Annotated in this window: 11 protein-coding genes and 1 pseudogene; all 12 read left to right on the top strand. The window is 27.4% G+C overall.

Annotated features, from left to right (window positions below; genetic code table 11):
- The first annotated feature begins 274 nt into the window (after positions 1 to 274).
- Positions 275 to 1,420 carry a metallophosphoesterase family protein gene (locus tag AC2A4K_RS14330; protein ID WP_322503167.1) on the top strand — a complete coding sequence of 382 codons (1,146 nt, stop codon included), beginning with the start codon at positions 275 to 277 and terminating at the stop codon, positions 1,418 to 1,420.
- Entirely contained in the window at positions 1,410 to 4,178 is a 2,769-nt protein-coding gene (locus AC2A4K_RS14325) for an ATP-binding protein (RefSeq protein WP_322503166.1), read from the top strand. The genes AC2A4K_RS14330 and AC2A4K_RS14325 overlap by 11 nt, the downstream gene beginning before the upstream one ends.
- A gap of 155 nt (positions 4,179 to 4,333) precedes the next feature.
- Positions 4,334 to 5,230 (top strand): metal ABC transporter substrate-binding protein, encoded by an 897-nt coding sequence (locus AC2A4K_RS14320; protein ID WP_322503165.1) that lies wholly within the window; start codon positions 4,334 to 4,336, stop codon positions 5,228 to 5,230.
- Between the two features lie 182 nt (positions 5,231 to 5,412).
- Entirely contained in the window at positions 5,413 to 6,261 is an 849-nt protein-coding gene (licT, locus tag AC2A4K_RS14315; protein WP_322503164.1) for a BglG family transcription antiterminator LicT, read from the top strand.
- Between the two features lie 160 nt (positions 6,262 to 6,421).
- Positions 6,422 to 8,454 (top strand): annotated as a pseudogene (gene ptsG, locus AC2A4K_RS14310) (glucose-specific PTS transporter subunit IIBC).
- 116 nt (positions 8,455 to 8,570) lie between these two features.
- A complete protein-coding gene (locus tag AC2A4K_RS14305) occupies positions 8,571 to 10,358 on the top strand; it encodes a MutS family DNA mismatch repair protein (protein ID WP_322503163.1) in 1,788 nt (595 codons plus the stop codon).
- Positions 10,359 to 10,552: 194 nt separating this feature from the next.
- Positions 10,553 to 12,298, top strand: a complete 1,746-nt coding sequence (locus AC2A4K_RS14300; RefSeq protein ID WP_322503162.1) for a DUF262 domain-containing protein — start codon at positions 10,553 to 10,555, stop codon at positions 12,296 to 12,298.
- 236 nt (positions 12,299 to 12,534) lie between these two features.
- A complete protein-coding gene (locus AC2A4K_RS14295; RefSeq protein WP_322503161.1) occupies positions 12,535 to 13,437 on the top strand; it encodes a 3'-5' exonuclease in 903 nt (300 codons plus the stop codon).
- An 84-nt stretch (positions 13,438 to 13,521) separates the two neighbouring features.
- Entirely contained in the window at positions 13,522 to 13,929 is a 408-nt protein-coding gene (locus tag AC2A4K_RS14290) for a CBS domain-containing protein (RefSeq protein WP_322503160.1), read from the top strand.
- A 187-nt stretch (positions 13,930 to 14,116) separates the two neighbouring features.
- Positions 14,117 to 14,881 carry a peroxide stress protein YaaA gene (gene yaaA / locus AC2A4K_RS14285; protein ID WP_322503257.1) on the top strand — a complete coding sequence of 255 codons (765 nt, stop codon included), beginning with the start codon at positions 14,117 to 14,119 and terminating at the stop codon, positions 14,879 to 14,881.
- Positions 14,882 to 14,987: 106 nt separating this feature from the next.
- Positions 14,988 to 15,191 carry a heavy-metal-associated domain-containing protein gene (locus tag AC2A4K_RS14280; protein ID WP_322503159.1) on the top strand — a complete coding sequence of 68 codons (204 nt, stop codon included), beginning with the start codon at positions 14,988 to 14,990 and terminating at the stop codon, positions 15,189 to 15,191.
- Between the two features lie 145 nt (positions 15,192 to 15,336).
- A complete protein-coding gene (rpsA, locus tag AC2A4K_RS14275) occupies positions 15,337 to 16,473 on the top strand; it encodes a 30S ribosomal protein S1 (RefSeq protein WP_322503158.1) in 1,137 nt (378 codons plus the stop codon).
- The last annotated feature ends 16 nt before the right edge of the window (positions 16,474 to 16,489 follow it).

Below are 16,489 nucleotides of genomic sequence, written 5' to 3'. Positions count from 1 at the left end.
CTAGTACTTAATTAAACCAAAGATTCATTTGAAAGTAGGAGGTAATATATATGGGCATTGCAGAAACAAACGCAGAAACGACCATTGAAGATAACCTACATAGTGATTCTGAAGATATAGCAGGAGGAAGTGTTATGGAAGGTAAACCACCAAAACATGAAGCTTAAACTTCTACCGCAAAAAGCTATCTAGAGGATGTTACATCCTCTAGATAGTCTTTTTTTTTGACATTCTCTATGATAAAATTAGAATAAATTGGAATAAGCGAGGTGTCATGCTGTTGAAAAAGGTAAAAATATTACATTGTAGCGATATTCATTTTGATACTCCTTTTAAGGAATTACCAAAAGAAATAGGTGTAATGAGAAGAGCAGAATTAAGAGAATGCTTTAGTAAAATAATAAATAAAGGAATAGATGAAAAAGTTGATTTAATTCTTTTAACAGGAGACCTTTTTGACAATGATACTGTGGAAAAGAGTACTCTTATTTTTATAAAAGATCAGATGGATAAACTAAGTAGGCATAATATAAAAGTATTTATTGCTGCTGGAAACCATGATCCTTATAATAAAAAATCTTTTTATAACATGATTAGTTGGGGAAAAAATGTTTATATATTTAATAATCAAATGGAGAGGGTAGAAATACCTGAATTAAACACAGTGGTATATGGAGCATCATTCAATGATAAGTATATTAGGGAATCACAACTAAAAGATTTTAGAGTGGAAGAAGATGATAAAAATTTAATAAAAATTATGCTTCTACATGGAGAGTTAGGAAATAATGAAGTTGGAGAATACAATCCTCTTTTATTTAAAGAGATAGAAGCTAGTAATATGGATTATATAGCTTTAGGTCATATTCATAAGTTTTCAGGAATAAAGAAAATCGGTAAAACTTATTATGCGTATGTAGGTTGTCCAGAGGGAAGAGGGTTTGATGAAGCTGGAAACAAAGGAATAATATTAGGAAATGTAACTTTAGGAGCAGTAGATTTAAACTTTGTAAAAATGAATAAAAGAGAATATTTCATAAAAGAAGTTGATGTATCAGGATGTGAAACTAAGGAAGAAATAATCGAAAAAATATTAAATACTTTTTCAAAAGAATCAAGAGTAAAAAATTTATTTAAAGTTATATTAAAAGGAAATATAGAGGAGCATTTTAAAATTGACACTGATTTATTGGAAAATTTAATTAGAGAGAAATTTTTTTATTGTAAGATTGAGAACTCTACTAGAATTAAAATAGATATAGATGAGCTTAGTAATGAATATTCAATTAAAGGTATTTTTTGTTCCCTAATAAAAGATGCTTTTGAATCAGGAGAAGAGGATGATGAAATACTTGATATAGCTTTTAGATTTGGTATGGAAAGTCTTTTAGATGGAGAAGTGAATTTAAATGATAATTAAGAAAATAAATGCAAAATCCTTTGGGAAATTAGAAAATAAAGAATTAGAATTAAAAGAGGGATTTAACATAATTTATGGTGAAAATGAAAGTGGTAAAAGTACACTACAATCTTTCATAAAGGTTATGCTATATGGCGTTGATAACAAAAAAGGTAAAAAATCTTTAGCAGATAGAGCAAAATATACTCCAATAGGAAAAAGTACATTTTCAGGAGAGTTACTTATAGAAGTAGAAAATGAAGAACTTTTAATAGATAGAAGCTTTGGAAAGACTAAGAAATACGATGAAGGAAATATTTTTAATAATATAACAGGAGAGAAAATAAATAAATATTCTTGGCAAGAGCCTGGAAAAGATATATTAAATATTTCAGCAGATGGATTTAAAAACACTCTATTCATAAGTCAAATGGGATGTAGTGTAGAAAATTCTAAACAAGATGATGTCTTAAATAAGATTATAAATATTTTAGAGTGCGGAGCAGATGAAGTTTCTTATAAAAAAATAAAAAATAATTTAAATGAAAATAAAAAGCAATTAACCAATTTAAGAAAAACAGGGAAGCTTGATTTATTAAAGGTCAAAGAAAGCAATCTTTTAGAAGAACGATATAAAAGAATAGTTATTCATGAAGAAAATATAGAAAATGAAGTATATTTGAATAAACTAAAATTAAAAAAAGAGGATTTAAATCTTAGAATTAAGGAACTAGAACAAGCAAAGGAACATCTGAAAAAATCAGAACTAAAAAATGAGTATGAAAATATAAATGAATACTTAAATAAAAAAGAAGAGTTAGAAAATAATCTAAGAACTTTATTGGAAGAATTAAAAGATGTACAAGCTATATGTGACCTAAAAAAGATTAATGAATTAAAAGAAGAATTCAGAAATCATGAAGTTCTAAAAAATTCTATGAAAGAAAAAGAAGAGAAAATAAGTGAATTAAAAGACTCTATAAATGAATACAACGAAAAATTAAAAAAATATGGGATTTTAAATGAGTTATCAAATAATTTAGAAACTAAGCTAATTGAGTTAAGAGTTGAGGAAAGTAAGCTAAAGGAAAACTATGAGGTTATAAAAGAAATTAAGAGTGGACTCTATCAATTAAATGAAAAGAAAAATGATTTTTTAAGTCATTTAAATGCTTTAAGATTAAATGATAGTTTAGTAATTGAAATAGAAAGTGATTTAGAAAAATATGATTTAGAGAAAAGATATAATTTAGGGAAAAATGATTTTAAAGATGATTTAGAAGAATTTCAGGATAAAGACAATAGCTTTTCAAAGAAGATTCTTTTATGCAGAATAGGAGAAATTATAAGTGGAGTAATTTTTCTTTTTTTCTTTTTCAATTATTTAAAGAGTGAAAATATAATAAATTTAGCATTGGCAATAGTTGGAATGTTATCATTTATCTTTTTGTTAGCTAAAAGCAATTCTTATAAAAAGGAAAAAAATAATATAAATGAGATAATTAGTGAAATAGATAATTCTATAAAAGAAAAAGAGGAATTAAAATCATTAGAAAATAAAATTAATGAATATAAAAATTTTCTTAATGTAAAAAATGATTATGCTATTAAGGAAACATTAGAAGATTATAGATTTATCAAAAAAGAATTAGATATTCTTTCAATTGAAATCAAAGAAAAAGAAAAAAGTTTAGTTCTATTGAAAGAAGAAGAAACTAAGGAAATATTATCAAATAATCAAGCTTTTATAGAAAAGCTTCTAAAGGTTACTAGAGCAAATTCTTTAGAGGAAATCTTGGAGCTTTCAAGAGAAAAGAAAAATCAAGAAGATTTGCTAAATAGAAAAAAAGCAGAATTGAAAGAAGTAGAAGAAAATTTAAGTGAGTTAAATCATAATATTCTAAGCTTAGAGAGTAGAATTAGAAATTATTTAATCAATACATCTTTACAAAACAAGGAATTAAGGGAAGTATATTTTAGTTTAGATGAAATATTAAAAAAGATAGAATATAAGGAAAGTTTAGAAAATAAACTAAATGGGGTAATGGAAAGTTGTAAGCTGTTACTTAAAGGAAGAGATGTAGCAGAAGTTAAAAATGGACTTAAGTATGAATTAACTAAGGATATTGAGGAAGATTATTATAGTGAAGAAGAAATTTTAAAGGAAATAAAGAGCAAAAATAATGAATTATTGAATGTTGAAAAAGAAATAAAAGATGTAGAATATCTAATAAGTAGTAAAGAATTAACCTGTAGAAGTTTATTTATAATAGATGAAGATTTAGCAGAAGTAAAAGAAAAAATCAAATTGTTAGAAAAAAATTTAAAAGGTATAGAGATTGCAGCAAAGTATATGGAGAAAGCTTTTAAAGAACTTCAAAAGAGCTTCGGGCCTGTAATAAATAAAAAAGTAGAAGAGGTTTTTGGAGAAGTAACTAAGGGAGTATATAAGGATTTAAAGGTATCAGAGGATTATAATTTAGTTGTTAAAAATACAAAAAATAATGCTATTATGGATACTAATTATCTTAGTAGTGGAACTTATGATCAAATATATTTAGCTCTTCGAATAGGTATTATTGATATAATATTTGAAAATAAAAAAGTTCCTATAATACTAGATGAAAGTTTTACTCAATATGATGATAAAAGATTAAAGACTATGTTAGATATAATATATAGAAGATCAGAAAAGAATCAAATAATTTTATTTACTTGTCAAAAGAGAGAAATTAATCTTTTAAAGGAAAGAGAAAATATAAATATAATAGAGCTTTAAAGTTTAAAGAGTATAAGACTTTATCAAAGGAATTAATGGTAGAGTCTTATTTTTTTACTTTCTATGATAGTTTTTTTATAAATATTGACAATAATAGAAAAGTAATATAAAGTTTATATTATAATAATGCAAATCATTTGCAAACTGGAGGGAATATGGGAAAGAAATTAATTACAGTTTTTTTAGGTATAATTATGGCAGCTTTTTTTGTTGGATGCCAAAGTGCTAAAACTGCTGAAAATAACAAAGATAACGGAAAAGTAGATGTAGTTGTAAGCATTGAGCCTTTAAGAGAATTTACTGAAATAATCGGTGGAGATAAGGTGAATATAAAAACAATGGTTCCTAACGGAGCAGAACCACATGATTTTGAACCTAAAACTCAAGATTTACTTGAATTAAATAAAGCGAAAGTTTTTGTTTATAATGGATTAGGTATGGAACATTGGATAGATCAAGTGCTTAATACAATAGAAAATAAAGAGGTTAAAACAGTAGATGCATCTACTGGAGCAGATGTATTAAAAGAAGGGGATAAAGTAGATCCTCATCTTTGGTTGAGTTTAAATGGAGCAAAAGTGGAAGCATTAAATATAAAAAATGCTTTAGTTGAAGTGGATCCAGAAAATAAAGCTTACTATGAAGAGAATTATAATAAGTTTTCAGAGCAAGCTGATTCTTTAGCAAATGAGTATAAAGAAAAGTTCAATGGATTAACTAACAAAGATTTTGTTACTGGGCATGCAGCGTTTGGATATTTATGCAGAGAATTTGGTTTAAAACAAGTTAGTGTTGAAAATCTTTTTGGAGAGGGAGAAATAACTCCTCAAAAAATGCAAGAAATAGTTAAGTTCTGTAAAGAGAATAATATAAAAACAATCTTTATGCCTGAATTAGCTAGTGAGAAAATATCACAAACATTAGCAAATGAGGTTGGAGGAAAAATTGAGAAAATATATACATTAGAAAGTAATGAAGATGGTATAAGTTACTTAGATGCTATGAAAGAAAATCTTTCAAAAATATACGATGCATTAGCGTCACAAAAATAAAGTCGAAAGATGTAGATAAAACGAATAAAAGCTTTACAGAAGCAAAATCTGATGCTATAATTACAGTGTAATTATAGAACAGGATTGTTACTGTAAAGCAGGCAATACCTAAATTAAGAAAGGTACACTATTTTCTTAATTTAGGTTTTTTATTTTCTCAAGACCAAGGAGTTGACAAATCTATGATCATAGAGAAAATTCTTAATAATAATGTAGTAGTATCAATAGACCCAAAGACTAAGAAAGAAGTTATTTTAATGGGGTGTGGAATAGCTTTTAAGAAAAAAGTAGGTCAAGAGATTGATAACAGTAAAATAGAAAAAACATTTACTGTTGATAAACGTGGAGTAGGAGATAAGATAAAAAGACTTATTAATCAAATTCCAGATGGTATTTTTCAATTAGCTCATGAGATAATAATACATGCTGAAAAAACACTAGATAGAAAGCTTGATAAACAAGTTTACATTTCTCTAGCAGACCACATTGCTTTTTCAATTAAAAGATATCAAAAAAACATTAAAATTAAAAATGAATTTTTACATGAAATAAAAAGGATTCATAAAGAAGAATTTGAAATTGGACTTTGGGCGGTAGATCATATTAATTCAAAATTAAAGATATCACTACCTATTGATGAAGCTGGATTTATAGCATTACATATAATAAATGCTACCTATCAAGAGACAGCAAGTCAATCAACAAAAATGACTAACATAGTAAAAGGAATTTTAAATATCATAAGATACAATTTTTCAGTTGAGTTTGATGATGACGATATAAGTTATGATAGGCTACTTACGCATTTGAAGTATTTTGCAAAAAGAGTTATGACAGATACTCAAAGCGAAAATAAAGAAAATTCATTTTTAGAAGTAATTAAGGTTAATTACAAGGATGCATATGAATGTGCCGTAAAAATAAAAGATTATATGGGCACAAAGTACAATTATAAAGTTAGTGATGACGAAATATTATATTTAACAATGCATATTCACAGAGTTATATCTGTAATAAAAGAGAATAGCTAGGATTGTTACTGGATTAGCAGGCAAGACTTGGATTTATTATTTTAATACCTATTGAATCATAAAATAGGTGTCTTATAGGAATAATAAATTTGAGTCTTTATTTTTTATATATTTTGAGGAATTATAAAGAAAGAAATCATTTAAAAAAGGAGAGATTAAGATGAAGAAAGCTTTTGGAGTTTTACAAAGAATAGGTAAAGCCCTAATGTTACCAGTTGCTTTATTACCAGCGGCAGGTTTATTACTTGGATTTGGTACAATGTTTCAAAATCCAGATTTCTTAAACATTGCACCAGCGTTAAATGCAGGATGGTTCCAATTAATAGCAACAATAATGACTAGTGCTGGAGATATTATATTTGCTAACTTACCATTAATCTTCGCAGTAGGTGTTGCTGTAGGATTAGCTGAAGGAGACGGTGTTGCAGGGCTTGCGGCAATCGTTGGATTCTTAATACTTAATGTAACAATGGGAATCGGTGCTGGAGTAACTGCTGATGTAGTTGCAAATGTTAAAACAGGTATGTATGCAACCGTTCTTGGAATACCAACACTTCAAACCGGTGTTTTTGGTGGTATTATAATCGGGGTTGTAGCCTCAGCTTTATTTAAGAAATTCTATAAAATAGAATTACCTTCATATTTAGGATTTTTTGCTGGTAAGAGATTCGTTCCAATAGTAACAGCTTTAGCAGCATTAATTATAGGTGGAATCATGGTATTTGTATGGCCACCAATACAAAATGCTTTATTATACTTCTCAAAGAGTATGATAGATGCTAACCCAACAATAGCAGCTTTCTTATTTGGAGTTATAGAAAGAGCATTAATTCCATTTGGATTACACCATATTTGGTATAACCCATTCTGGTATCAATTTGGAGAATACACAAACAATGCTGGTCAACTAGTAATGGGAGACCAACAAATATTCTTTGCTCAATTAAAAGATGGAGTTCCATTTACAGCAGGTACATTTATGACTGGTAAATTCCCATTCATGATGTTTGGATTACCAGCAGCGGCTTTAGCAATGTACCATGAAGCTAAACCAGGTAAGAAGAAAATCGCAGCTGGTATCTTATTCTCAGCAGCATTAACTTCATTCTTAACAGGTATTACTGAACCTTTAGAATTTGCATTCTTATTCGTTGCACCAGTGTTATTCGCAATACACTGTGTATTAGCAGGTCTTTCATTTATGATAATGCAAATATTAAATGTTAAAGTTGGTATGACTTTCTCAGGTGGTCTTATTGACTTCATGTTATTTGGTGTAATACCAAACAGAACTAGATGGTGGTTAGTAATAGTTGTAGGATTATGCTTCGCAGTAGTTTACTACTTCCTATTTAGATTCTTTATTAGAAAGTTTAATCTTAAGACTCCTGGTAGAGAAGATGACGATATATTTGATGATATAGATAATGAACATACAACTTCAAATGATGATTTAGCGGCTGAAATTTTAATAGCTTTAGGTGGTGCAGGTAACATAAATAAATTAGATGCTTGTATAACTAGATTGAGAGTAACAGTTAATGATTCAAGTAAAGTTAATAAAGACAGATTAAAAGAGCTTGGAGCAGCTGGTGTAATGCAAGTTGGAGAAAATATTCAAGCTATATTCGGTGGAAAATCAGACGTACTAAAAACTCAAATTAAAGAAATTATGAGTGGTATGGGGGGAAAGTAGTAAAATCAAAGAAGAAAAAGATAAAAAAAGGTAAAACTTTGGATGATATAATATTATCGCCTATGAGTGGAAAGATAATTGACTTAGAAGAGGTTGATGATGAAATATTCTCTTGTAAGCTCATGGGAGATGGTTTAGCCATAGAACCTTCAGAAGGAGTACTTTGTTCTCCGGTTAATGGAAAAGTAACATGGATTTCTAAGACTAAGCATTCTATTAAAATAGAAAGTGATTTAGGAAGAGAGATTTTAATACACATTGGTATTGATACAGTTTCATTAAAAGGATTAGGATTTAAATCTCTAGTTAAATTAGGTGATATGGTTAAGAGTGGAGAAAAACTTATCCTCTTTGATTTAAACTGCTTAGAAGAAAATAATATACTAAAGACTACTCCTATAATATTTACAGATTTAAAAGAAGATGAATTTATTTTCTTTAAAAACGGAAAAAAAATAAATATTGGAGATAAGCTTTTAGAAATACACAAAAGATAAAAAAAAGGCTCTGTACTATTTGTACAGGGTCTTTTTTGCATTAGTTTAAAACCTGCCTTGTATTAAAATATGTTAACTATGGTATAATATTAAAAAAGTAGTTTGAGAGGATAAATATGGATAATAGAAAAAGTGTTTATGAGAAAAGAATAAAAGAATATTCAACTAGTTTAAGTAGATTAAGAAGAGATTATAATATAATAAGTGCATTGAGATTGCTTGTTTCTTTGAGTATTTTATTTTTTATATACTATGCATATAGTATAAGCTCCATATCATTTGGGATTATATTATTTTTGCTTAATTCAGCATTATTTCTATATTTAGCAAAGGTTCATGAGGGGATAGTTAACAAAATAAATAAAAAAGAAGCGCTTATAGATATAAACAAAAAAGAAGTTTTGAGATTAGAAGGGAAATGGAGAGAATTTAAAGATTTTGGTGAGGAATATTTAGATAATGAACATCCATTTATAAATGACTTGGATATATTTGGTAAAAATTCTTTATTCCAGTGGATAAATGAAACTGGCACTGTTTATGGAAGAACTAAGTTAAGTGATTTATTAAAATTAGAAGAGCTTCCAAGTAAGGAGGAGATTATACTTAGACAAGAAGCCTTAAAGGAACTTTCTAAAAAGGTTGACTTTAGACATGAATTTATATCATCTCTGAAAGATAAAAAAGGAAAGAAGGAAAAGTATTTAGGAGATTGGCTAAAAGATAATCATAAGGGCATATCACCTTTAATAAACATTTTACGAATATTAATGCCTTTAATAAATATTGGAATTACAATTTTAGTAGGCATTAATATTGTCACTTGGCAAATCTTATTGATTTCTCTCTTAGTAAGTTATGTGATTTTAAAGATTGGCAATAAGGATGTTGTTAAGGGATTAAATATTTTTGAAGATTTAAAGTATAGAATAAAAACATATGTAGATGCTTTAGGGTTAGTGGAAAAAGAAACCTTTGAATCTAATAGACTTAATGAGATAAAAAGCAATTTAAGTAATAAGGATAAAAGTGCAAGTGGAGAGTTAAAGAAATTAGAAAGAATAACTGGATGGCTTTATGATAGAGGAAATGCTTTTTATGTTCTACTAAACTGTTATTTACTTTGGGATTATCAAATTTTATCAAGGCTTGAAACTTGGAAGAAGAATAATAAGGATGAATTTGAGGGGTGGATGACCGCATTAGGTGACTTTGAAGCTTTAGTTTCTCTAGCTGGATTTACTTATAATAATAATGGATGGGCTATGCCGGAAATAAACAATGGATACACCCTTAAAGGAAAAAATCTTAGTCATCCTATGCTAGGTGATAAAGGTGTAGGAAATAGCTTTGAAATAACTAAAGATAAGCGAGTTATTTTAATTACAGGATCTAATATGTCTGGTAAGAGCACATTCTTAAGAACAGTAGGTTTTAACTGTATATTAGCTTATTTAGGTTTACCGGTAAAAGGAGAAAGCTTTGAGACACCAATATTAGAAGTATATACATGTATGAGAACTGGAGACAATCTTGAGGAAAGTATATCATCATTCTATGCTGAGATACTTAGAATAAAGATTATTGTTGAGGGTGTAAAAAGAAAAGAAAAGATTTTATTCTTATTAGATGAGATATTTAAAGGTACCAATTCTTTAGATAGGCATGAAGGTGCAGAGATTTTAATAAATCAGCTTTTAAAAGGAAATACCTTAGGATTAGTATCAACTCATGATTTTGAACTTTGTGATATGGAAAAGGAAAATTCAACTATTCAAAATTATAATTTTAGAGAATATTATGAAGATAATAAACTAAAGTTTGATTATATTTTAAGAAAAGGTGTTTCGCAAACAAGAAATGCTAGATACTTAATGAAAATGGCCGGAATAGATATTAAATAAAAGAAAAAATTGCTATTTATGTATATAAAAATAGCAATATAACTTAATTTTAGACAAATTAAATTAATTTTGTTATAATAAAATAATGATGTATTTTATGAAAAAAAGCCTTAAATGGCTTTTTTTCATGAGTAGGATTATTAAGTAAAAGAGCACTTTAAATAAATAGCAAAAATTTAGGAGGCATGTATATTTTGTTTACAGAAAAGGTAAAAGCAAAAGAATATTACATAAAGGATTTATTAAGTAATAAGTTCTTATTTGAAATTCCAGATTATCAAAGAGCGTATTCTTGGACTAAAGAAAACTTAAAGCAATTAGTTGATGATATCTGGGAATCAGTAGAATTAAATAAAAGCAGAGGTAGTAAAGAGTTTGATCAATACGAGCCATATTTCTTAGGTAGTATTGTTTTATGTTCTAAAGAATATAAAGATGATGGATGTGGTATATATGATGTAATAGATGGACAACAAAGACTTACATCAATCATAATGTTAATAGCTACTATAAGAGATTTAATAGATAATGAAGAATATAAAAAAGTATTATCTGATTTAATATACCAAAAGCCAAATGTTCTTATGGGAATTAAAGAAAGCATAAGAGTTAAAGCTAGAGGAAAAGAAGAAGAATTCTTCAAAAAGTACATATTAAATGATGGTGGAACTGATTTAGTTAAAGATTTAGACATAGCAGAACTTTCAGAAGCTAAACAAAATATGGTTAATGCAATAGAAGTATTTAGAGCTAATTTCTTCAATGAAGAAGGAGATCTTTTAGAAGAAAAGTTAAATGAGTTCATAGTTTACTTACTTCAAAAAGTTGTACTTGTTGTAATAACAACTGAATCATTTACTTCAGCATTTAGATTATTCAATGTAATAAATGCAAGAGGATTACCTTTAACAGATTCAGATCTTTTAAAGAGTGAAAACTTAAGAGTTATAGATCCTGAAATAAGAAAAGAATATACTGATATTTGGGAAAATCATGAACAAGATTTAGGTAAAGAAAAACTTGACCAAATTATAGGATTCATGAGAACAATGAAGCTTAAAAATAAAGCTGAAGAAAGTGTATATGAGGAATTTAGCAAGAAGATATTTAGAAATGAGCCTGGATATTTAGGAGTTAACTTTGTAAATCACTTAACAGCTATAAAGGCATTATATGATAAGTACATAATAGATGGAAATCTTGAAGGAGTATCTGAAGAGGACAAGATCTATTATAAGAATTTAATAAATATAATGAGAGAATTACTACCATATGATGAATGGATGGCAGCAATTATTAGATTTGCTGAGAAGTTTAATAATGATAAATTAGTTTTAGATTTTGTTAAAGTTCTAGAGAAAAGACTTGTTATTGATTGGGTAAATGGAAACTCATTTGCAGATAGATTAAATAGAGTTTATAAAATTTTAGAAGTTATAGAAGAAAAAGATTCTTTAGAAGAAATAAAAGAAGAATCAGTATTCTTATATGATTTAGGAAGAACAACAGCATACTTTGAAAATGCTTTAAATGATATAGACTTCTATAGCAAAGGTAGAATGATGATACCTAAATATATTTTCGTAAGACTTGATATGGAAAAGAGACCAAATGAAGTATTAGATTATAGTGATAAGATTATGATAGAGCATGTTCTTCCTAGAAATGCTAAGGAAGCTTACTGGAGAGAAAACTTTACAGCAGATCAGAGAAGAAACTGGGCTAATAAATTTGGAAACTTAGTTATAATATCAGGAGCTAAGAACACAAGAGCTAATAATAAGCCATTTGCTGAAAAAGTTGAACAATACTTAAGCAAAAAGAGCGATTTTGCTGTAACTAAGGAAGTTTTAGAGTTAGAAGACTGGAATATGGATTCATTAAAAAATAGACATGAAAATTTAGTTGAAAGAGCATTAGAACTTTGGACTAAATTCTAAAATTTTTAAAGCACTGAACAGGAAAAAAGTTCAGTGCTTTTTATTTAAATAAAAGTTTAATTTTGTCTATTGAAAATTATAATATAACTCAATAAAATAAAAGTTATGAGATAAGATAAAAAGGGATTTATGTTGAGGATTTTGGTTAAAAAATAATAATAACTTGATTTTAATGAAAAAATTAGAATTTCGTGGCATAATTATATATGGATATAGATAGTGAGAGGATGTAGAGAATGGGGTATGTAATAATAGACCTAGAATTTAATAATATGCAAAATATTACAAAATTTTATCCTAATATTTATAATGAGCACAAGGAATTAAAGGAATTAGATTCCTATAATGAAATAATAGAAATTGGGGCTATAAAATTAAATAAATTTATGCAGAAAGTAGATGAGTTTAAAACATATATTAAGCCATCAGTATTTAGAGTTTTAAATCCTAAGATAATTGATATAACAGGAATAACTGAAGAGAATTTAAAAGATGGAATTAAATTCGAGGATGCTATGGACAATCTTAAAGATTTTATTGAAGAAGATGATATACTTTGTTCATGGGCAACTGATGATATTGTTCATATAGTTAATAACGCAAAGTATCATTCCTATAACAATATAAGTTGGATAAAAAAATATATTGATATACAAAAATATTGCACTAAAATTTTAGCTCATAAAAAATCTTTAAGTTTAAAGCATGCCTTAGAAGAGTTAAAAATAAAAATGGATAAAAGTAAGCTACATGATGCATTAAATGATGCTGTTTATACAGCTGAGGTTTTTAAAAGACTTTATAATGTTAAAAAAGTAAAAGAGTATATAGTAGAAGATGTATATAATATGCCGTCTATTAGAGTGAAAGATTTAAAAAATTATAGTTTAGAATATGAAGATGTAGAGTTTAAATGTCCAAAATGCAATGTGAAAGTAGAAATGGAGCATCCTTTTAGACTATTTAGTTGGAGATTTGTATCTATAGGAAAATGTCCAAAATGTAATAAAAATGTGAGACAAGAGGTTGTTTTGAAAAAGACTCTGTCTGGAAATTTAGTTTATGAATCTACAAACTCTTTAATAAACGATACAGAATATATTGATCTTGATTATAAATTTAAAAAATTAGCTAAATGACAACATATTGTCACTTAAAAAACAATATGTATGATAAAATAAAAGTAGAACAATTACTATAAAAAATAGGGGAACTGATATATTATGAATATTGCTTTTTTTCTAACACCAAAAAGTGAGGTAGCTTATGAATATACAGATGCAACAATGAGACAAGTTATTGAGAGAATGGAGCATCATGGATATACGGCTATTCCGCTTATAGATAAAACAGGAAAATATATAGGTACTTTAACAGAGGGGGATTTGCTTTGGACATTGAAAAGAAATCCAGAGCTTAATTTTAAGAATACTAATACTGTTAGTGTAAGAGACATACCAAGAAGAGTAAAACATAAAAGCGTTTGCATTAATGAAGATATGGAAAGTTTAATATCATTAGCCATTTCTCAAAACTTTGTACCAGTTGTTGATGATAATGGCATATTTATAGGGATAATAAAAAGAAGTGATATAATAAATCACTGTTACAATAGTATATATAAAAAATAATTTAAGGTCTTTTGACCTTAAATTTTTTTTGTTTTTAATAGAAAAAAATATTGATTGAATCTTCTGAAAGTATTATTATTAAGTATATTTAAATAATTTTATAATAATATGTTTAGGATATTTTCAAATAAAATTATTTTATTATATAATATTTTTAATCAAATTAATGAAGAAAGAGGTGATACTTATATTAGCTTTATTATCGCCTGCAAAAACTTTAGATTTAACTGAGGTAAAGTTAGATTTAAAAACAAGTAAGCCAAAATTTATTAATGAGGCTGAAACTATAATGGATGACTTAAAAGAGTTAGAGGTTCATGACTTATGCCCATTAATGAAAATAAGTGAAGATTTAGGAGTTCACACATTCACCAAAATTCAAGATTGGAATACAATTTATTATGGTGATGAAAAGCCTTTCGTATTATCATTTAAAGGAGAAGCCTATAGAGGGTTAAATGCAGATGATTTTACCAAGGAAGAATTAGAGTTTTGCAATGAATCTCTAAGGATATTATCTGGTCTTTATGGTGTTTTAAAACCACTAGATGGAACAAAAGCATATAGATTAGAAATGGGAACAAAAATTTCAATTGATGGCTTTAAAAATCTTTATGACTTTTGGGGAGATAAAATAATAGATGCTATTTTAGATGATTTAGAAAATCACGATGAAAAGGTTGTTATAAACTTAGCTTCTAATGAGTATTATAAGTCAGTAAAAAAAATTGAGAAAAAAGTTAGAGTTATAACTCCGGTATTTAAGGAAAGAAAGGGTCTTGAATATAAGGTGGTTACTGTATATGCTAAGAAAGCAAGAGGAGAAATGGTAAGATATATAACTCAAAATGGTATAACTAAATCAGAGGATATTAAGAAGTTTGATTTGGATGGATATGAATTTAACCATGAGCTTTCAGAAGGAGATACATGGGTATTTACCAGAGGTTAGTTAAAAATCATAGATATTAAAAAGTTATGAATAATATCTATGAATTATTATATAAAATTCAAGTATATTATATAAATAAATTAAATTTTTAAGGAGAGATTTTTTTATGAGCAAACTTATTTTAGAAATCGATGGAATGTCATGTTCAAATTGTGTTAGACACGTTCAAGCAGCTTTATTAGATGTTGATGGGGTAGATGTTTTAGAAGTAGAAGTTGGTAGAGCTGTAGTTGATACTGAAGTTGATGAAGACACTTTAAGAGAGGCCTTAGAAGAAGTTGGTTATGAATTAGTTTCAATTGAAGATTAAGTGATTTAATTACCTAATAATAGAATATTATTAGGTAATTTTTATTTGGTTAATAATGTAATAAATTATAAGTATTACTTGTTTTATCCTATATAGTTATGTAAAATATTTTATAAGGTAAACCTTAAATAAAGGAGATGTAAAAATGAGTGAAAATCTTACAATGTCAGATTTAATGGATAGCTTTGAATTAAAGCATTTTCATAAAGGTGAAATAGTTAAAGGGAAAGTTATAAGTGTAAAAAATGATGAAATAATAGTTAATATTGGACACTTTGCAGATGGTGTAATACCAAGAAATGAAATTTCAAGTGACAAAGATTTTGATATAAATTCAATAAATGTAGATGACGATATATTTGTAATGGTATTAAGCGGTGATGATGGAGAGGGAAATGTTCTTTTATCAAAGAAAAGAGCAGATGCCATAAAGGTTTGGGATGATTTAAAAGAGGCCTTCGAAAAAGAAGCATCAATAAAAGTTACATTAAAAGAAGTCGTTAAAGGTGGAATAGTAGGAGACTTTAATGGTCTTAGAGTATTTATGCCAGCTTCTCAATGTGCAGGAAGAAGAATAGAAAACTTAGAAGATTTAGTTGGAAAAACTTTAGAGGTTAGAGTTATAGAATTCAACAAGGAAAATAGAAAAGTTGTTGTTTCAAGAAGAGTAATAGATGAAGAAATAAGAAATAATGAAAAGAAAGCTCTTTGGTCTTCAATTAAAGAAGGAGAAAAGAGAACTGGAAAAGTAACTAGGTTAGCTAAATTTGGTGCTTTCGTTGATATCGGTGGAGTAGAAGGGTTAGTTCACTTAAGTGATATGTCATGGTCAAGAGTACATAAACCAGAAGAGGTTGTTGCTATTGGTGATGAAGTTCAAGTTTTCGTTTCTGAAGTTAATATGGAAAGAGAAAGAATAGCGCTTTCATTAAAAGATGTTGTTAAAAATCCATGGGAAACACTAGAAGGATTAAAAGTTGGAGATGTTGTTCCTGGTAAAGTAACTAACTTTATAAAGATTGGAGCTTTTGTTGAAGTTTTACCTGGTATTGAGGGATTAGTTCACATTTCAGAAATCAGTGATGAAAATATAGCTAAGCCATCAGATGTATTATCATTAGGTCAAGACGTTAAGGTTAAAATCTTAAACATAGATGATGAAAATAAGAAAATGAGCTTAAGCATAAAAGATGCTGTAGAAACTTCAACTGAGTATATGCAATATAATGACGAAGAAGAAGGTTACTCATTAGCAGACTTATTTAAAGGGTTAAAATTATAAATATTTTTAAATATAA

The sequence above is a fragment of the Clostridium sp. LIBA-8841 genome, assembly GCF_057782475.1.
Note: the sequence above shows the minus strand (reverse complement) of the source record. Positions and strands in the feature narration are given on the sequence as shown.

What these genes read in the sequence shown, in the direction of transcription:
- AC2A4K_RS14330 (WP_322503167.1), top strand. Translation starts at nt 275, where the DNA reads ATGCTGTTGAAAAAGGTAAAAATATTACATTGTAGCGATATTCATTTT.
- AC2A4K_RS14325 (WP_322503166.1), top strand. Translation starts at nt 1,410, where the DNA reads ATGATAATTAAGAAAATAAATGCAAAATCCTTTGGGAAATTAGAAAAT.
- AC2A4K_RS14320 (WP_322503165.1), top strand. Translation starts at nt 4,334, where the DNA reads ATGGGAAAGAAATTAATTACAGTTTTTTTAGGTATAATTATGGCAGCT.
- licT (WP_322503164.1), top strand. Translation starts at nt 5,413, where the DNA reads ATGATCATAGAGAAAATTCTTAATAATAATGTAGTAGTATCAATAGAC.
- AC2A4K_RS14305 (WP_322503163.1), top strand. Translation starts at nt 8,571, where the DNA reads ATGGATAATAGAAAAAGTGTTTATGAGAAAAGAATAAAAGAATATTCA.
- AC2A4K_RS14295 (WP_322503161.1), top strand. Translation starts at nt 12,535, where the DNA reads ATGGGGTATGTAATAATAGACCTAGAATTTAATAATATGCAAAATATT.
- AC2A4K_RS14290 (WP_322503160.1), top strand. Translation starts at nt 13,522, where the DNA reads ATGAATATTGCTTTTTTTCTAACACCAAAAAGTGAGGTAGCTTATGAA.
- AC2A4K_RS14280 (WP_322503159.1), top strand. Translation starts at nt 14,988, where the DNA reads ATGAGCAAACTTATTTTAGAAATCGATGGAATGTCATGTTCAAATTGT.
- rpsA (WP_322503158.1), top strand. Translation starts at nt 15,337, where the DNA reads ATGAGTGAAAATCTTACAATGTCAGATTTAATGGATAGCTTTGAATTA.